This window comes from Streptomyces lichenis, from assembly GCF_023218175.1.
Lineage (GTDB): Bacteria > Actinomycetota > Actinomycetes > Streptomycetales > Streptomycetaceae > Streptomyces > Streptomyces lichenis.
In genome coordinates this window covers 15,722-34,071 of record NZ_JALPTH010000007.1, presented here as the reverse complement: position 1 = coordinate 34,071, position 18,350 = coordinate 15,722, and the positions used below count along the sequence as shown (strand labels likewise).

Here is an 18,350-nt window from a genome sequence, read left to right as displayed (position 1 = left end):
TCCGGGCGCGTCCGGCCGAGGCCGCGCGCGGGAGAATGGAGGGATCACCGGCGCGGAGCGCGGGCCGGCGGAGAGTGAGTGCGGCGAGGTGGTGGCATGGGCGGAGGTGAGCCGCGCCCGTTCGTCGGCCGGGCCGCTGAGCTGGACCGGCTGCGGCGTGCGGCCCGGGACGCGGCGGCGGGCCGCCCGGTCGTGGTGGTGGTCTCCGGCCCGTCGGGGGTCGGCAAGACGGCGCTGGTCGAGCGGTTCGCCGACGAGGTGGGCGGCACCTTCGGGGTGCTCCGCGCGGAGGGCAGCCCCCGGGAGGCGGACCTGCCGTTCGCGGCCGCCGGGCGGCTGCTGGGGCGCGGCGGTCCTTCCGTGCCGGAGATGGGCGGCGGCTCGGTCCTGGAGGTGGGTGGCCGGCTGATCGAGGCGCTGGACCGGGCGCAGGCGGCCGCCCCGGTGCTGCTGCGGCTGGAGGACGCCGCGCAGATCGACGCCGGGTCGCTCCAGGCCTGCGGTTTCGCGCTGCTGCGGATGCGCGGGGACCGGGTGCTCACCGTCGTCACCACCGACCGGCCGGCCCGGACCCTCGCGGAGATGGGGCTGGGCGGGCGCGGCGCGGGGGTGGAGCAGCTGCCGCTGGGCGGGCTGACCGTCTCCGAGGCGCGGGCCTACGCCCGGCTGCGGCTGGGCCGGGCGCCGTCGGAGTCGCGGGTGCGGACCCTGGTGGAGTGGAGCCAGGGCAACCCGCTCTACCTGGAGGCGGCGCTGGGCGCGCTGCCCGGTGGGCTGCCGGACGATCCACGCGCGCTGCGGGTGCCGGCGACGCTGGGCGAGGTGGTGGCCGAGTGGGCACGCACCTTCGCTCCGGCGAGCCGGGCGGTGCTGGATCTGCTGGCGGTGCTGGACGCCCCGGCCCCGGTGCCGCTGCTCGGCCGGCTGCTGGACTCGCGGGCGGTGGCGGCGGACGCCGAGCCGCTGGTGCAGCGGGGCGCGGCGGTGTGGGTGCGGGAAGGCGGCCCGCCGGCGCTGCGGCTGCTGCACGCCGCCCAGCGGCAGGCGCTGTACGCGGCGATCCCGCAGGCGGAGCGGGCCCGGACGCACCGCCGGATCGCCGAGGTGCTCCAGCCACCGGCGAGCTGGCGCCACCGGGTGGCGGGCGCGGAGGTCTACGACGGCGGGCTGGCCGCCGGGTTGCGGGCGGCGGCCCGGCAGGAGGAGGCGGTGGGCCAGTCGGCGCTGGCCGCGGAGTACGGGCTGGCGGCCGCGCAGATCGACCCGGACGACCGGGGCCGGCGGGAGGCGCTGCTGCGGGCGGTGCGGCTGCTGGTGGTCACCGGGCGGTACGGGGCGGCGCTGGAGCACCGGGAGGCGGTGGCGCGTACGGCGGCCGGGCCGCCGCGGACCGAGGTGCTGGGGCTGCTGGAGTTCGCGGACGGCCGGGACACGGCCGCGCGGCTGCGGCTGCGGGAGGCGTGGGACGGCTATGCGGAGCGCGGTGCGCTCGCGGAGGGGGCGGGTGCGGCGGCGGAGTTCGGGGTGGCCGCCTGCTCGCTGGGGCTGGCGGACGAGGCGCTGGAGTCCGCCGCCTTCGCGCTGCGGCACACCCACTCGGAAGTGGTGCGCGGGATGGCGCATGCCAACGCGGCGTACGCCGAGGCCCTGCGCGGCGGCCCGGCCGCCGGGCTGCGGCGGCTGGGGTGTCTGCCGGCGGACACCGGGGCGGTGCCGGACGCGGAGACCGACGCGCTGACCCACCGGGGGACGCTGCGGATGCTCGCCGGCGACCTCACGGGGGCGCTCGGCGATCTGTCGGCGGCCGCCCGCAGACGCCATCTGGGCATGTCCCGGATCAGTGTGACGGCACCTCTGCTGTACGCGGTCTGGTGCCACTTCCTGCTCGGCGAGTGGCGCGAGGCGGCCCGTACCGTGTCGGTGGCCTTCGATGTGGCCCGGACCGCGGGCCGTTCGGTGGACTTCTTCGCCCTGCACTGCCTGGGCGCCATGCTGCACTCCTTCTCCGGGCGGGCGGAGGAGGCGGCGGCCGATCTGCACGAGGCGGCGGAGCTGGCGCTGTCGGCGGACATGGCAGGCCCCTCCTTCCACCTGGCGGCGTCCCGGGCGGTACGGGAGTTCTGCGCCGGGGACGACGAACGGGTGGTGGCCCTGCTGGGCGGGGCTTACCGGGAGGCGGTGCACCAGGGGCGGGCCCGGGTGTACGGACCGCGCCATCTGCCGCTGCTGGGCGTGGCGTACGCCCGTACCGGGGAGGCGGAGCGCGCCGAGGAGGTGCTGCGGCTACTGGAGGGCGCGGAGGGGTACGGGACGCTGGCCTCGCTCTCGCTGGGCTGGGTCCGGGGGGCGGTGGCGGCCGCCCGGGGTGACGGCGAGTCGGCGGTGCGCGCCTACCGTACGGCCCTGTCGGCGCCCCGGGACGGGGGCGACCCGCTGCCGGTCCGCTCCCTGGTCCGCCTCGACCTCGGCACCCTGCTGCTGGAGCGGGGTGAGACCGGGGCGGGCCGGGCGGTGCTGGGCGAGGCGGAGGCGGCGTTCACGGCGATGGGCGCCGTGCCGTTCGCCGCGCGCTGCCGGGCGCGGCTGGGCGACGGGACGGCACCGGCCGCGGGCGCCGCCGGGCCGGTGGCGGAGGTGTGGCGGAGCCTGTCGGAGCGGGAGCGGGACATCGCGGAGCTGGTCGCCCGGGGCTGGACCAACCGGGAGATCGCCCATGAGCTGTTCCTGAGCGCCAAGACGGTGGAGTACCACCTGGGCAACGTCTACGCCCGCCTCGGCATCGACGGGCGGCGCCGGCTGCGGGACCTGGTGCAGCGGGAGCAGGGGTGAGCGGGCCTCCGGGCCGCCTCCCGGTCGTCCGTCAGTCGCGGCGGTCGACGGCGGCGCGGAAGGCCCGCGCGGTACGCGCCCCCCGTTCCGGCTCCTCCTCCCTGGCCCGCAGGACGTCCCCGGAGGTGGAGGCGTCACTCCACCGGCACAGGACGGCCGCGTCGGCCCCGGTCCCGCCGACCCGGCCGCTGTCGAGGCGGCCGGGCGGCGGCCCGTCGTCGAAGGAGGCGGTGTCGCGGGCCTTCGAGGCCGCGAGGAAGGCGGCGAACTCCCGGCTGAAGGAGTTCAGCCGCTTCTCGTCGGCCAGCTCCCCGGCGGCCGGGGCCGTGGGAACCCGGGGCCGGGTGGGCTCGTTGCCAGGACGACGGCCACCCGCACATGCCCGGGTGGCGACGGAACCGACACCGGGACGAGAAGCCGAGGTGGCAGCAGTGGCGATGTGGGACCGCATCAAGGACCAGGCCAAGAACCTTCAGCAGCAGGGCAGAGGGACCGGCGGCCAGGGCGCGTACGGGCGCCCCGGAGCCGGTTCCTCCGGCCACGGCACTGGCTCCGGCTCCGGTTCGGGCTCCAAGGCCCAGCTCGTCGGGCTGCTCAAGTCGCAGCTCGGCTCGCTCAAGGCGGAGCTGAAGAGCGGCGCGTTCCGGGACGCCAGCATGGCGGTGTGCGCGCTGGTCGCGGCGGCGGACGGGCATGTCGACCCGGCCGAGCGCCAGCATGTCGAGTCGCTCGTCCTCTCCGACGAGGTGCTGCGCAACTTCCCGCCCGAGCAGCTGCGCGAGCGCTTCGGCCGGAACGTCGACCTGCTGACCGCCGACTTCGCCCGTGGCCGGGCGGAAGTGCTGCGGGAGGTGGCCAAGGCCGCCAAGAAGCCGACCGAGGCCCGGGCGGTGGTCCAGATCGGCATCGTGATCGCCGGGGCCGACGGCTATGTGGCGCCCGCCGAGGAGCAGGTCCTGCGCGAGGTCTGCGCGGAACTGGGGCTGTCCCCGGCGGAGTTCCAGTTGTGAGGCGGTGGAGAGCCGGCTGCGGGCGGTAGGGCCCGGGCCGGGCGGCCGACGGGCCCGTCCGGAGCCTTGACCGCGGCCGTGGTCCCGGCCGGAGCACCGGCTCCGGCGGGCCCGGCCGGATCCCTCTACCGTGCCCCTCCCCCGGCGTCCCCGTCAGGTGGGCGGGGCGTCGCGGACGGCGAGGGCTGCCCAGTGGCCCTCGGGGACCAGGACGTCGCGCAGGGACCAGCCGGGCGGCTGGGCCGGATCGGGGCCGGCGCCCACGTAGTCGGTGGAGGGGTCGTCGGAGAGCCCCACTCCGAGGCCCTTGAGGTAGGCCTCCTTGCGGGTCCACACCCGGGTGAAGGCGAGCGGGCGCTCAGTGGCGGGGAGGAGGGCCAACTCGGCGGCCTCGGTGGGGTGGAGCACCTCGGCGGTCTCGGCGATGGCGGCGGGGGCCACCAGCTCCTCGACGTCCACCCCGACCGGGGCGGTGGCGAAGGCCAGCAGGCTGATCCCGGTGCAGTGCGAGAGCGAGAAGTGCAGGGCGCCGCCCGGCAGTACGGGGCGGCCGTGCGGCTCGCGGCAGTGGGCGCAGGGGGCCCGCTCCACGGTCACCCGGCGCGGGGGCATCCCGAGGTACGCGCCGAGCAACCGCCGTAGCGCCACATGGGCGCACACATAGCTGTCCCGGTCCGCGGCCCGGACGAACTCGGCGGCCCGGGCCAGCTCCTGGGCGTCCAGGGTGCCGGGGGCGTGCCGGTGGGCGTGCGCCCGGTACGCGGTGGTGTCGACCAGCCAGAGCCCGGGGGCCGCCGCCGTCACGGTCGCCCGGGCCGGTCCGGGGTCGGACAGCCGCTCCGGTACGAGGAGGCGGCCGGTGGTGAGCGTCATGGGCGTCCTCCTCAGACGGCGGCCGGGACGGGGGTCTCGGCCGCGGGGGCGGGCTCCTCGGCGGCCCGGGCCGGGTGGCGCAGGGCGAGCACGGCGGCGACCGGTGAGACGAAGGCGATCGCCCCGCACACCAGCCAGGTGGTCTGCACGCCGAGGAGGAGGGAGAGGGAGCTGAAGACGGCGAGGGAGATGGGCGCGGTGCCGATGCCGGCCAGGGCGAGCGTGGACATCGCGGCGCCCATCCGGTTCTCCGGCGCGGCCTGCTGGTAGAGGGTCACGATGGCGGGCCCGTTGAGCCCGGAGAGCAGTCCCACGGCGGCGGCGACGGCGGTGAGCGAGGCCGTGGAGGGCATCAGCGCCATGACGAGGATGCCGGCGGCCAGCCCGGCCCCGGTGACCACCAGCCGGACGAACACCGGGATGCGGTGGGCCAGTACGGCGCCCAGCGCGCTGGAGCCGAGCGCCCCGGCGCTGAACGCGGCCAGCACCAGTCCCACCGCGCCGACGCCCCAGCCCCGTTCGGAGACCAGCAGCGGCAGCGCTACCTCGGCGGGCCAGCTGAAGGCCATGTCCAGGCAGAGCGAGGCGACGAACATCCAGCGCAGCCGGGGGTGGCGGGCCAGCAGCCGGAAGCCGTCGCCGGACCGCCGGACCAGCGAGGTGCCCGGTTCGGCCTCGGGACGGGTGAAGCCATGGGTGAGGTGCAGCAGGCAGCCCAGCCAGACCGCACCCGTCACCGCGCCGACGGCCATCGCCAGCCACAGGTCCCCGACGGTGATCAACCAGGCCCCGGCGGGGGCGCCGAGGATGGGGGCGACCCGGAGCACCATGGCGTACAGGGAGTTGGCGCGGGCCAGGTCGTCGCCGCGGGCGAACATCGGCAGCAGCACCCCGGAGGCCGGCCCGGCCAGGCCCAGCAGCACCCCCTCGACCAGCGCGATGGCGACCAGCGGCCACAGCTGGTGGGTGGTGGCGGTGACCAGGGCGCCGCCGGCCAGCAGCAGCACCCGGGCGGTGGTGGTGCGCAGCAGCACGAAGCGCGGCCCCAGGGTGTCGGCGACGGCACCGCCGAAGACCAGCATCAGGGCGCGGGGCACGGTGGCGGCGAGCATCAGCACGGTGACCGCGGCGGTGCCGCCGAGCTGGACGGCGGTCCAGTTCATGGCGATGAGCAGGGCGAAGCTGCCGAGCTGCACGGCGGCCTGGCCGCCGACCAGTGAGCCGACCCGGCCCCACTGGACGGGCGGCGGGGAGCCTTCGGTGCCGGGTGGCGGGGAGCTGTTCACAGTGCACCTTCTCGGGGAGGTCGGAGGACGGGGGAGGGTGAGGTCAGGGGGCGGGTGGGCGGCGCAGGGCGGCGGTGACCGCGCGCCGGGCGGCCCGTACCACCGCGGCGGGGCGGGGCGGCGGACCGGTCACCCGCAGCTCCAGCCGCCCGCCGTACTGGCCCCGGCCGGCCCGGGCCAGGGTGCGGGCGGCGGCCGCGGCGGCCGTACGGTTCCGGCGGCGCGCGCCGCGCCCGGGGCCGCCCGCCACGGTGACGCCCGGCAGCTCGGTGAGGGTGAACCGACCGCGTACCGCGCCGTCGGCGGCAGCGGACCACCGCCCGGGCCCGCGATGAGCCGGGCGCGGTCCCGGCGGCGGGGCGGCGCTCACCGCGGGCCGCCGGAGTGGACGGGCGGGGGCGGGGCAGGGACCGGGTCAGCACAGGGACGGGGCCAGAGGTCCTCGGGGGCCAGGTCGGCGGTGCGGTACTTGCCGAGCGCGCTGGTGAGCAGCCGGGCCTCCAGGGCGAGCGCCTCCACCAGCCGTACCAGTCCCGCCTCCGGGTCCTCGTCCACCGCGAGCAGCGCCGCCCGGCCGAGGCCCACCGCGCGGGCGCCGAGGGCCAGCGCGCGGACCGCGCGGGCGCCCTCCCACATCCGGCCGGAGGCGAGCAGGCAGCCGCCCTCGGGCCGGACCGGGCCGATCCGGCGCAGGCACTCGGCGAGCGGCAGCCCGACCTGGTCCAGGAAGGCGCGCGGCGCCCAGCCGGTGCCGCCCTCGGCGCCGTCCACGGTGACCGCGTCCGCGCCGGCCGCCCAGGCGGTGGCGGCGGCCTCGGCGATGTCCCGGCCGGGGTGGAACTTCACCCAGGTACGGGCCTCGGGGAAGTTGTTCCGCATGAAGCGGAGCTGCTGGCGGACGATCTCCCGGGTGAAGGTGCCCGGGGTGGCGCAGCGCAGCCGCCGCCCGTCCGGACCCTCCTCCAGCGGCTCGCCGAGGGTGAAGCGGCCGCGCAGGGCCTCGGCCTCGGCCGCGTCGACCACGGTCATCCCGCCGAGACCGGGCTTGGCGCCCTGGCCGGCCTTCAGTTCGAAGCCCAGGCGGCCGGAGTCGCGCAGCGCCCGGGTGCCGGGGTCGCTGTAGAGGAGGTTCCACACCTCGCAGTCGGCGTCCTCGGTGGACTGCTGGACGACGACCCCGCCGAGGCCGTCCGGGACCGCCTCGGCGTACGCGGCGACCCGGGCGAGCAGCGCGGTGCGGTAGCCGTGCACCGGGACCATGTTCTCGCCGATGACCAGGGGGATGCCGAGCCGGGCCGCCTGCCGGGTCAGGGCGGGGCCGAGGCCACCGCCGCCGGCCCGGGTGGAGCCGACGGCCGAGAGGTACAGCGGCAGCGGGGCGGCGAAGCCGCCGACGGCGGTGGTCAGCTCCACGTCCTCGTGGGTGGGCTCGCGGCCGAGGTCGATCAGCTTCTCCAGCCGGCGGGGCATGAAGATCGGCGGGACGAGGCGGATCCGGTCCAGCTCGTCCGGCCCGTCCGGTACGCCGGTGGAGGGCGCGGCGGCCCCGGGCGGGTCCCCGGCCGCGTACCCCGCCGCCGCCCCGGCCCCGTACAGCCGGCTGCCGTACTCCCCCACCGGCGGGAAGGCCTCGGCGGCGCCGCGCCGGGCCCTGGCCCGTACCGCCTCTTCGGGGAAACCAGCCGCCGTCAGTGCGCGCTCGGTGCTCATGGGGCGATCACTCCGGGCAGCTTGGGGTAGGCGCTGACCTGCCAGAGCGCGTCCAGCCCGGTGAGGAAGCGGACCAGGCGCTGGAGCCCCATGCCGAAGCCGGCGCTGGAGGCGATGCCCTCGCGGGCCAGCTCCAGGTACCAGGCGTACTTGGCCGGGTTCTCGCCGCTCTCCCGCATCCGGGTGACCAGGGCGGCGTAGTCGGCCTCGCGCTCGCTGCCGCTGGCCAGCTCCCCGTAGCCGCCGTGCGCGATCAGGTCGAAGTTCCGCAGCACACCCGGCCGTTCGGGGTCCTCCCGGTCGTAGAAGCCCCGGGAGCCCTTGGGGTAGTCGTCGATGAAGAAGGGCCGGTCGGCGGCGAGCGAGAGTACCTTCTCCCCGGCCCAGTCGATCTCGGCGTCCGGGGACTGGGTGTGGCCGTGGCCCGCGAGCCGGGCGACCGCCTCGGCATGGGTGCAGGAGTCGAACTTCCCGCCGGAGAGCAGCTCGGCGAAGTCCATCTCCTCGCGGCCCAGTTCGCGCAGCACCTCGGGCACCGCGCTCCAGACGTGCTCGACCACATGGGTCAGCAGTCCGGCGGCGACCGCCTGGGCGTCCTCCCGGGAGGCGCCGGCCAGCTCCACGTCGATCTGGTGGAACTCCACCAGATGGCGGCCGGTGCCGGCCGTCTCCGGCGGCTCCACCCGGACGTTGGGGGCGATGTAGAACAGCTTCGGGAAGCCGCGCAGGGAGGCCTGCTTGTAGAGGATGGCGCTGGTCATCAGCTTGTAGGGCTGTCCGTAGTAGTCCACGTCGAGCGCCTTGGCGCCGCGCCCGCCCGGGTCGGTGACCGGGCCGACCAGGGGCGGCAGCAGCTCGGTGAAGCCCTGGCCGCGCAGGAACTCCCGTACGGCGTACAGGGCTTCCTGCTGCACCAGCATCGCCGAGCGCAGGGTGGGCGAGGCGAGGTGGGTGCCGAGCGGCGGCGGGGTGTGTTCCATGTCTGCTCCCTCGGGTGCGGGCGGGTCGGAGTCGTAGCGGGAGGAGGTGGTGAGGAGGGCGCCGAGCAGCCCGTCGGCGGTCAGCGGGGTGCGGCGGGAGGAAGTGGCGTACGGGGCCACCGGCATGGCGCCGGTGTCGGACCAGCGCAGCCGCCCGCCGGGGTCGAGGAAGCTGCGGGAGCGCCCGGCGTTGTCCGGATGCAGGCAGTACGGGACGTCCAGCAGGCCCCGGGCGAACGCGGTGCGCAGGGCCCGGCCGAGGTCGTCGCCGAGGTCGAGCACGGCCTCCACGAAGCGGCGGGCCTCCTGGTAGACCTCGCTGTCGCCGCCATCCGCCTGCTCCGGTGTGGTACGGGCGGCGGCAGCGGCGGCGGTCTCCAGGGCGCGGACGTTCTCCTGGACGGTGGGGATGCGGTGCGCCTCGGCGGCCGTCTTGACGATGAGCCGCTCGGCCCCGGCGCGTACCGCGAGGCGGGCGGAGTCCTCCAGCAGGCGGGTGGCGCCGTGGGCGGTGCGTGGATAGACGCCCATGTAGGTGTAGAGGACAAGGTGCCGGTCCACCCCGGCGGGCAGGAACTCCTCGGCCAGCCGGCGCAGCGCCCGCAGCGCCTCGGCGTCCTGCCCGGGGTGGGTCTGCTGGGCGTAGCTGAGCGAGACGCTGCGGATGCCGTGCCGGACGAAGAACAGCCCTTCCAGCAGGCTGAGCGCCACCAGCAGCCCGGGCGGGGCGAGTTGGCCCAGCATGCAGCCGCCGAAGGTCTCCAGATGGGCGGTCCTCGGCGCGGGGGCCAGGGTGGCCAGCAGTTCGCAGCCGCGGGCCCAGTGGGCGACGGACTCGGCGAGCGGGGTACGGTCGTAGGGCAGGCAGTAGGAGACCGGGCCGCCCTCGGTGGCGTCCAGCCCGGCGGCGGTCAGCGCCCGGATGATCGCCTCCGGGCGGGCCGAGCCGTGCCGCACCTGCACCGGGAAGCCGGCGTCGGCGACGCCCGCGAGCAGCGCCCGGGTGCGGGCGGCCGGGTGGGCGGCGATGGGGTAGCCGTTGAGCGGCGCGCCCTCGGCGAGCGCGGCCCGGGCGGCGGCCCGGTCGCCGACCCGGGTGTAGCTGTCGATGGTGAGGGTGCCCGCGGCGGTGGCCGCCGCCGCCTTGGTGCGCCGCAGCCCGTCCCGCATCCGCTCCGGGTCGGCGAAGCCCATCCGGGGCTGGACCACCAGCTGCCCGGCGGCGGCGCAGCGGGCCACGAACGCCCCGAAGGAGCCCGGTCGCGGGTCGGGCCCTCCGGTCGCCGGGGGCGAGGGCGCGAGGGCGGCGGCCGCGGTCATGCCGCGGCTCGGGTCTCGACGGCCGCGAGGGTGTCCAGATAGGCGCCGAGGGCGTGGGTGTCGCCGTCGTCGAAGACCCGGTCGCAGCCGGCCTCCAGCAGCAGGGCGCGCTGGGCGGGGTCGGCCTCGCCGGCGGTGCCGAGCTTGCCACCGATGACGACCGGCAGGGTGTGTCCGGCGCGGCGCAGGGCCCGTACGGCGCCGAGGCCGTCGCGGTAGCCGTGGCCGTTGACGCTGGCCAGGACCAGCAACTGGGGCCGGCGCGCGGCGCACTCGCGGACGAGCAGCGGGTCGGGGACGCAGGGGCCGAGGTTGCCGACCCGGTGGCCCCGCTCCTCCAGGAACAGCTGGAGGTAGACCAGGTTCCAGGTGTGGGAATCCGAGGCGGTGCCCGCCAGCAGAATATCGAGACTCCGTCGTCGCATGGAGAGAACAATAGAAAGCGGAATGGCCTCCGGGCGGCAGTTGGAGGGGGAAGTACGGCGGCAGTGCGGACACTCCATGAAATAGGGCGGAACGACGGAAGGCCGCACCCCGGGAAATGGGGTGCGGCCTTCCGCCGGAAATTGCGCTACGAGGCGTCAGCCGAGGCGGTCGAGCAGGCTCTTGGGGCGGATGTCGGTCCAGTTCTCCTCCACGTAGGCGAGCGCTTCCGCGCGGCTTCCCTCGCCCCAGACCGCCTCCCAGCCTGCGGGGATGTCGGCGAAGGCGGGCCACAGGGCATGCTGCCCCTCGTGGTTGACCACCACATGGAAGGTGCCGTCGGCGTCGTCGAAGGGGTTGGTCATGACAGGCTCCTCAGTTTCTCGGAAAGGATGCGGCCTATTTTGGCGAGTGGTTCCGGCTCGCCCATTCTGGTGTGCGGAACTCCGATGACATGGTTCTCGGCTCCCCCGTCGACATACGGAATCCAGTTCCGGATGAGTACGGTCTCCGTCTCCCCGTCCTCCGTCTGCCCGTCCTCCAGGGCGGCGAAGAAGAGCAGTTCGGTGCGGACCGGGCGCGGGGCGTAGAGGTTCATGATTTCGGCGTGGTCGATGGAGGCGCCGATCACCGAGCGGATCTCCTGGTCGGTGAGGGCGCCCAGCACCGGGTCCTTCAGCCGGACCAGGGCGATCAGGACGTCCGCGTCGAAGGGGGCGTCCTCGGATTCGGCGGTGGCGTCGCCGACGAGCATGTCGCGCTTCTGCGCGGGGGTCATCCGGCGGCGTACCGGCTCGGTGGGCAGCAGATGGACGTCCATCATGGCCAGCAGGTCGGTGTTTTCGCCGAGTTCGGCGAGGCGGACGGCGAGAGCGTGGGCCAGGGTGCCGCCGAAGGACCAGCCGAGGAAGCGGTACGGGCCCTGCGGCTGCACCTCGCGGATGCGGGCCAGGTAGTCCTCGGCCATCTGCTCGACGCTCTGTGGTGAGTGGCCCGGTTCGGCCAGCGCCCGGGCCTGGAGGGCGTAGAGCGGCTGGTCGGGGCCGAGGTGCCGGGCGAGGCCGGCGTAGGGCCAGCCGACGCCGGTACCGGGGTGCAGGCAGAACAGCGGGGGCCGGGAGCCCTTGGTCTGGAGTGGCAGCAGCACGCCCATCGGGTCGAAGCCGGTGGGCTCGTCGCCGAGCAGCCCGGCGACGGTCGGGGTGCGGAACAGGTCCCGGACGCCGCGTTCCAGGCCGAGGACGGTGCGCATCCGGCTGACCAGGCGGACGCCGAGCAGCGAGTGGCCGCCCAGGGCGAAGAAGCCGTCGTCGACGGATACCTTGTCCACGCCCAGCACCTCGGCGAACAGCCGGCAGAGGATCTCCTCGCGCGGGTTGCGGGGCGCCCGGCCGGTGCTGGGGGCGGCGGTGGGCGCCGGGGCGGGCAGGGCGGCCCGGTCGGGCTTGCCGTTGACGGTGAGCGGGATGGCGTCGAGCAGTACGGCGGCGGACGGCACCATATGGGCGGGGAGTTCGCCGGCCGCCCAGCGCAGCAGCTCCTCGCCGGTGAGCCGGTGCCCGGCGCGCGGGACGGCGTAGGCCACCAGCCGCTTGCCGGCCGGCCCGTCGTCGAGGACGGCCACCGCGCTCCGGCCCACGCCGGGGTGGCGGGCCAGGGTCTCCTCGATCTCGCCGGGCTCGATCCGGAAGCCGCGCAGCTTGACCTGGCCGTCGGCCCGTCCCAGGAAGCGCAGTTCGCCCTCGCCGGTGAGGTGGACCAGGTCGCCGGTGCGGTACATCCGGCCGCCGTCGGCGGTGAACGGGTCGGGCAGGAAGCGCTCGGCGGTGAGCCCGGGGCGGCCCAGGTAGCCGCGGGCGGTCTGGGTGCCGGCGAGGTACAGCTCACCGGGGACGCCGAGCGGGGCGGGGCGCAGCCGCTCGTCCAGGACGTAGGCGCGGACGCCGTCCAGCGGGCGGCCGAGGTACACCCCGGGCAGGGTGCGGGTGGTGAGGTCCAGACGCTGCTGGTGGGAGGCGAAGGTGGTCTCGGTGGGGCCGTAGGAGTGCACCAGCACGGTGTCCGGGCAGTGGGTCAAGACCCGTTGCAGGGCGGCCGCTGAGGCGGTGTCGCCGCCGGTCCACACCTCCTCCAGCAGTTTGAGGGTGTCCAGCCCCTCGTCGGCGAGCACATGGAACAACCCCATGGTGAAGTAGGCGCAGGTCACGTCGTGTTCGCGGATGGTGTGGTCGAGCTCGGCGAGGTCGGTGCCGTCGCCGGGGGCGATGACCAGCCGCCCGCCGCCGAGCAGCGGCACCCACAGCTCGTAGGTGGAGGCGTCGAAGCCGATCGCCGAGTGCACCAGGGTCCGGCGGTGGGCGCGGCGGCCGAAGCAGCGGTCCCCGGCCAGCGCCAGCACATTGCGGTGGGTGACGCCCACGCCCTTGGGGCGGCCGGTGGATCCGGAGGTGAACATGACGTAGGCGAGGGCGTCCTCGCCGACCTCCACCCCGGGGTCGGTGCGCGGATATCCGGTGACCGGGGTGTCCACGGCCAGGGCGCGCACCCCGGCGGCGACCTGCCGGGCCACCGGGGCGGAGCCGGCCTGCGCCTCCTCGGTGAGCAGCACCCGGGCCCCGGTGTCCTCCATGATCATGGCGACCCGGGCCTCCGGCAGCCGGGGGTCCACGGGCACATAGGCGGCCCCGCACTTGAGTACGGCCAGGTAGGCGACCAGCAGGTGCGGGGTGCGGTCGAGCAGCACCCCGACGGCCTGGTGCGGGCGCACCCCGGCCTCGATCAGCCGATGGGCGAGGGCGTTGGCCCGGGCGTCCAGCGCGGCACGCCCGATCCGCTCCTCCCGGTACGCGACGGCGGTCTCACCCGGGGCGCGGCGCACCAGTTCGGTGAACCGCCGATGCAGCAGCCGCGCCCCCTCCGGGCGTTCCGGGGCGTCGGTGCGCCCCGCCCCGAGCAGCCGCTCCCGTTCCTCCTCGGCCAGCAGCGGCAGTTCGGTGATCCGCAGGGCCGGGTCCTCGGCCACCGCCCGCAGGGTGCGGGCCAGATGGGCGGCCAGTACCCGGGCGGTGGCCGGGTCGTAGAGGTCGGTGGCGTACTCCAGCACACCGTCCAGCCCGTCCGGTGCCCCGGCCGCGTCCCGCCGCTCGCGCAGCGCGAGCGTCAGATCGAACTTGGTGGAGCCGGGGCCGGGCCCCACCGGCGTACCGCTGAGCGGGGATCCGGGCGGCGGGCCGTCCTCGGCGGGCTGCACCTGCACCATGATCTGGGTCAGCGGGTGGTGGGCGGTGGAGCGGGCCGGGTTGAGCCGCTCCACCACCAGGTCGAAGGGGACCTCCCCATGGGCGAAGGCGGCCTGATCGGTGTCGCGGACCCGGTCGAGCAGTTCACCGAAGCGCGGGTCGCCGGAGGTGTCGGTGCGCAGCACCAGGGTGTTGACGAAGAAGCCGACCAGGTCGTCCAGGGCCTGGTCCTCGCGTCCGGCCACCACCGTGCCGAGCGGCAGGTCGGTGCCGGCGCCGTGCCGGGTGAGCACGGCGGCCAGCGCGGCCTGGGCGACCATCAGCGGGGTGGCTCCATGGCGCCGGGCCAGCGCGGCCAGCCGGGCGTGGACGGCGGCGTCCAGGGTGAGCGGGACGGCGGCGCCCCGGTGCGAGGCCTCGGCCGGCCGGGGGCGGGCGGCGACCGGCGCCACCACGGCCGGCGCCCCGGCCAACTGCCTTTCCCACCAGCCGAGATGCCTCTCGACCTCCGGACCGGCCAGCGACTCCCGCTCCCAGAGGGTGTAGTCGGCGTAACTCACCGGCAGCGGGGTGAAACGCGGGGCGTGCCCGTCGGCACGGGCCCGGTAGGCGCGGCTCAGATCGGCGAGCAGCGGCCCGGTGGACCAGCCGTCGGCGGCGATGTGGTGCACCAGCAGCACCAGCACCTGGCCGCCGGCGTGACCACCGTCCGGAGTGTCCAGCAGCCAGGCGCGGAACGGCAGTTCGTTCGCCAGGTCGAAGGGGCGGGCGGTGGCCGCCGCGATCGCCGCGTCCAGCTCCTCCGCCGGCACCGTGACCCGCTCCAGCACCGGCCGGGTGCCGGCCGGCACCCGCTGGTACGGCTCCCCGTCCACCGCCGGGTAGACGGTGCGCAGCACCTCATGCCGGGCCGCGGTGTCGGCCAGCGCCTCGGCCAGGACGGCCGGGTCCACGGGGTGGTCCAGCCGGGAGGCGAAGGGGATGTTGTAGGAGCCGCTCGGCCCCTGGAGCTGGTCGATGAACCACAGCCGCCGCTGGGCGTACGAGAGGGGGACCCGCTCGGGCCGGTCGGCGGCGGCGACCGGTACGGGTCCGGGCCGGGCGGGCTCCCGGCCCGTACCCCGGTCCGGGTCGGTGAGCCGGGCGGCGAGCCGGGCCGGGGTGGGGGCGAGCAGCAGATCCCGGACCCGGGCGGGCAGGCCCAGGGTGGCGCGGACCCGGTTGACCAGCCGGACCCCGGTCATGGAGTTGCCGCCGACGGTGAAGAAGTCGTCCTCCGGGCCGACCGCGTCCAGGCCGCCCGCCAGTCCGATCACCTCGGCGAAGAGCCCGCGCAGGGTGCGTACGGCGGAGGCGGGCGCGGCCGGGGCGGGGGGCCGGTCGGCGGCCCGGGCCCGGGCGGCGGCGAGCCGGGCCCGCCGCTCCTCGAAGGAGCGCCGCTCCTTTTCGGTGACCAGGTCCTCGGCACATCCCGGGCGGCCGCCCGCGAACCACTCCAGTGAGCGCAGGAAGACATCCAGCAGCAGCCGGGCGGTCGGGGCGTCGAACAGGTCCTCGGCGTAGTTCCACCAGACCTCCAGACCACCGCCACCGGGGTGCTCCACACAGCTGACGTCCAGATCGAACTTGGCCTGCGCCACGCCCGGATCGGCGAAGGCCGCGCTGAGCCCACCGCCGAACTCCCTCGCCTCCTCCCCCTCCTGGGCCTGGGTGGCCAGCATGACCTGGAAGAACGGATTGGCGGAGAGGTCGCGGGCCGGGCGCAGCCGGTCCACCAGCAGGTCGAAGGGCAGCTCCTGGTGGGCATAGGCGGCCAGGGCCGAGTCCCGGGCCCGGGCGACCAGTCCGCCGGGGGTGAGCCGGTCACCGGAGACATCGGTGCGCAGCACCAGGGTGTTGACGAAGAGGCCGACCAGCTCGTCCAGCGCCTCGTCGGCGCGCCCGGCGACCGGGGTGCCGAGGGCCAGATCCGACCCGGCGCCGACGGCCCGCAGCGCCAGGGCCAGCGCGGGCTGGAGCACCATCAGCGTGCTGGCGCCGTGCTCGGCCGCGAGGGCGATGAGCCGCCGGTGGGCGGCCGGTTCCAGGGCGGCGCGGAGGGTGGCGCCGCGTCCGGTGGGCTCGGCGGGCCGGGGCCGGTCGGCGGGCAGGTCCAGCATGGTCGGCATCCCGGCCAGCGCGGTCCGCCAGTGCTCCGTGGACTCCGCCGAGGCCTCCGAATCCTCCAGCAGTTCCCGCTGCCAGAGGGTGTAGTCGGCGTAACTCACCGGCAGCGGCTCCCACTCCGGCGCCGCGCCTCCGGCCAGCCGGGCGGTGTAGGCCTCGCGCAGATCGCGCAGCAGCGGGCCCAGCGACCAGCCGTCGGTGGCGATGTGGTGGGTGAGCAGGGCGAGCACGGAGGTGCCGTCACCGGGCAGGAACAGCCGGGCGCGCAGGGGCGGTTGCCCTGCCAGGTCGAAGGTGGAGCCGGTGAAGCGGGCGACCCGCTCCGCCGTCTCCCCCGGGGCGCACTCCACCACCGGCAGCGGTACGGGGAAAGGGTCCAGCACATGCTGGTACGGCTCGCCGTCCGCCAGCGGGTAGACGGTGCGCAGCACCTCGTGCCGGGCGATGACATCGCTGAGCGCGGCGGCCAGGGCCTCCCGGTCGGGCACGCCGTCCAGCCGGAGCACCACGGGCAGGTTGTAGGTGGCCGAGGGTCCTTCGAGGCCGTCCAGGAACCACAGCCGCCGCTGGGCGTAGGAGAGCGGTACGCGCTCGGCGGGCGGCAGCACGGCCCCGTCGAAGACCGCCCCGTCGCCGTGCCCGTCATCCCGCCCCTCGGTCCCGCCGGGCCGCTCGGACACGGCGCGCAGCCGCTTGCGGTCGATCTTGCCGGAGGACGTACGGGGCAGGGCGCCGGCCAGCAGGAACGCGGCGGGCACGGCGGCGGCCGGAAGCCGGTCCCGTACCGCCTGCCGCAGCTCACCCGCCCACCCGCCGGAAACCGGAACCGCCCCCTCGGGATCCGCCCCGTCCCCCCCGGCCCTGACCGCCCCGCCCCTGTCCGCCCCCTCCGCCCCCTCCGGGACGATGAAGGCCACCAGGTGCTTGGCTCCGTCCGGGCCGCGCCGGGCGATGACGGCGGCCTCGCGGACCCCCGGGCAGCCGGTGAGCACGCCCTCCACGGAGGCCGGGTCCACCCGATGGCCGTTGATCTTGACCTCGTCGTCGGCGCGGCCCCAGAAGGCGAGTTGCCCGTCCGGCAGGACCTCCACCAGGTCCCCGGTGCGGTAGGCGCGGGCGCCGTCCAGCCGGGTGAAGCGGCGCTCGTCCAGTGCGGGGCGGCCCAGATAGCCGTGGGCCAGGCCGCCGCCGAGCAGCCACAGCTCGCCGTCGACCACGGCGGCCCGCACCCCGGGCAGCGGCCGCCCGATGGGCACCGGGCCGCCGGAGTGGTGGGAGAGGTCGGCCACGGTGGCGACCACGGTGGCCTCGGTGGGCCCGTAGGTGTTGAGCAGCCGCACGCGGTCGCCATCCACGGCCCGCCGCCACTGGGCGAGCCGTTCCGGCAGGGCGGCCTCGCCGCCGATGATGACCGTGCGCACGGCCGGCGGCAGTTCGGCGAGCCCGCCGGCCAGGGCGTGCGCCAGCTCGTGCCAGTAGGCGGTGGGCAGGTCCAGCACGGTCACCCCGTGCTCCGCGCAGCCGGCCAGCAGGCCCGGTACGTCCAGCATCTCGTCCTCGCGCAGAACGAGGGTGGCGCCCGCGCCGAGGGTGCAGAACACCTCCTCCACGCTGGCGTCGAAGTGCAGCGGGGCGAACTGCAGGACCCGGTCCTCGGGCCCGATGCGGTAGGCGGTGGTGGCGCCCGCCAGGAACTGGGCGAGTGCCGGCTGCCCGACGACCACGCCGTTGGGGGTGCCGGTGGAGCCGGAGGTGTAGAGGACGTACGCGGTGTCCTCGGGGACGCCCGGTCCGGGCAGCACGGTCTCGCCGTCCGTCGGCGCCAGTTCCCGGCCGGTGCAGTCGGCGAGGATGGCGGCGTTGCGGGCGGCCGGGGCGGCGGGGTCGAGCGGGAGGCAGGCGGCGCCGGTGCGCAGGGCGGCGAGCATGCCGACGACCGCCTCGACGGAGCGGGGGCGGTGGAGGGCGACCAGCCGCCCGGGCCCGGCGCCCTGGGCGGCCAGTTCGTCGGCGCGCAGGGCCACGGCGAGGGCGAGCTGGCCGTAGGTCACCCGCCGTTCACCGTGCACCAGTGCGGTCCGCCCGGCGCTCTCGGCGGTCCGGGCGTCGATCCGGGCCAGGGCCCGGGGCGCCGGGTGGTCTGCCGGCCCGCCGTCCAGCACGGCGGAGGCGGTGGGGGCGGTCGAGGGCATCGCATGGCCTCCAGGGCGGGCAGGCGGTGGCAGAGGGCGGGACCGGGGGCCGCTTCGCTCCTCGCCCCTGATCCGCCCACCACGCTAGGAGCGCCCACCCGCCCCGGCGGGCAGTCCCTCCGGCAGCTCCCCCACCCCCCACTGCCGCCGCCAACTGCCGCCGGCGGCCTGGCTTCCGGGCCGGGTCCGCCGGCCTGCACCGGTCCGGCCCCGGCCGCTCAGCCTCTCGTCCCGCACACCTTGGACAGCCTCGCCTCGGAGGAGGGCATGCGCCGCGGTGCGGGCTCAACGCCCGCCGGGAAGGCACACCTGCCGCGAATGC

Annotated in this window: 11 protein-coding genes; 2 read left to right on the top strand and 9 right to left on the bottom strand. The window is 76.3% G+C overall.

All coding sequences use genetic code 11. The annotated features are described in order from the left end of the window. Positions 1 to 96: 96 nt before the first annotated feature. Entirely contained in the window at positions 97 to 2,829 is a 2,733-nt protein-coding gene (locus tag M1O15_RS09285; protein WP_248632818.1) for a LuxR C-terminal-related transcriptional regulator, read from the top strand. Positions 2,830 to 2,860: 31 nt separating this feature from the next. Here the strand turns inward: M1O15_RS09285 and M1O15_RS09280 are convergent, their stop codons facing one another. Then, positions 2,861 to 3,280: a hypothetical protein gene (locus M1O15_RS09280; protein WP_248632817.1), complete on the bottom strand. Its 420-nt coding sequence runs from the start codon at positions 3,278 to 3,280 to the stop codon at positions 2,861 to 2,863. Between M1O15_RS09280 and M1O15_RS09275 the strand changes: the two genes are divergently transcribed. Then, positions 3,261 to 3,839 (top strand): tellurite resistance TerB family protein, encoded by a 579-nt coding sequence (locus M1O15_RS09275; RefSeq protein ID WP_248632816.1) that lies wholly within the window; start codon positions 3,261 to 3,263, stop codon positions 3,837 to 3,839. The two genes, M1O15_RS09280 and M1O15_RS09275, sit on opposite strands and share 20 nt — an antisense overlap. A 153-nt stretch (positions 3,840 to 3,992) precedes the next feature. Here M1O15_RS09275 and M1O15_RS09270 read toward each other — a convergent pair whose 3' ends face one another. The 8 genes from M1O15_RS09270 to M1O15_RS09235 all read right to left on the bottom strand — a co-directional run bounded on the left by M1O15_RS09270 (position 3,993) and on the right by M1O15_RS09235 (position 18,028). Continuing rightward, positions 3,993 to 4,712, bottom strand: coding sequence for a 4'-phosphopantetheinyl transferase family protein (locus M1O15_RS09270; RefSeq protein WP_248632815.1), 720 nt, complete (start codon positions 4,710 to 4,712; stop codon positions 3,993 to 3,995). 11 nt (positions 4,713 to 4,723) lie between these two features. Further along, positions 4,724 to 5,998 carry an MFS transporter gene (locus M1O15_RS09265; protein ID WP_248632814.1) on the bottom strand — a complete coding sequence of 425 codons (1,275 nt, stop codon included), beginning with the start codon at positions 5,996 to 5,998 and terminating at the stop codon, positions 4,724 to 4,726. A 43-nt stretch (positions 5,999 to 6,041) separates the two neighbouring features. Then, the gene (locus M1O15_RS09260; protein ID WP_248632813.1) at positions 6,042 to 6,368 is read right to left on the bottom strand and encodes a hypothetical protein; all 327 of its coding nucleotides are present in this window, start codon (positions 6,366 to 6,368) and stop codon (positions 6,042 to 6,044) included. Then, entirely contained in the window at positions 6,365 to 7,708 is a 1,344-nt protein-coding gene (locus M1O15_RS09255; RefSeq protein ID WP_248632812.1) for a glutamate synthase-related protein, read from the bottom strand. Before M1O15_RS09255 ends, M1O15_RS09260 begins: the two co-directional genes overlap by 4 nt. Beyond that, complete coding sequence (locus M1O15_RS09250) at positions 7,705 to 10,008, bottom strand: amino acid--tRNA ligase-related protein (protein WP_248632811.1); 2,304 nt, start codon at positions 10,006 to 10,008, stop codon at positions 7,705 to 7,707. The genes M1O15_RS09255 and M1O15_RS09250 overlap by 4 nt, the downstream gene beginning before the upstream one ends. Next, positions 10,005 to 10,433: a cobalamin B12-binding domain-containing protein gene (locus tag M1O15_RS09245; protein ID WP_248632810.1), complete on the bottom strand. Its 429-nt coding sequence runs from the start codon at positions 10,431 to 10,433 to the stop codon at positions 10,005 to 10,007. The genes M1O15_RS09250 and M1O15_RS09245 overlap by 4 nt, the downstream gene beginning before the upstream one ends. Before the next feature lie 156 nt (positions 10,434 to 10,589). Beyond that, on the bottom strand, positions 10,590 to 10,796 hold the full coding sequence (locus M1O15_RS09240) for an MbtH family protein (protein ID WP_248632809.1): 207 nt from the start codon (positions 10,794 to 10,796) through the stop codon (positions 10,590 to 10,592). After that, positions 10,793 to 18,028 (bottom strand): non-ribosomal peptide synthetase, encoded by a 7,236-nt coding sequence (locus tag M1O15_RS09235; RefSeq protein WP_248632808.1) that lies wholly within the window; start codon positions 18,026 to 18,028, stop codon positions 10,793 to 10,795. The genes M1O15_RS09240 and M1O15_RS09235 overlap by 4 nt, the downstream gene beginning before the upstream one ends. Positions 18,029 to 18,350 lie beyond the last annotated feature (322 nt).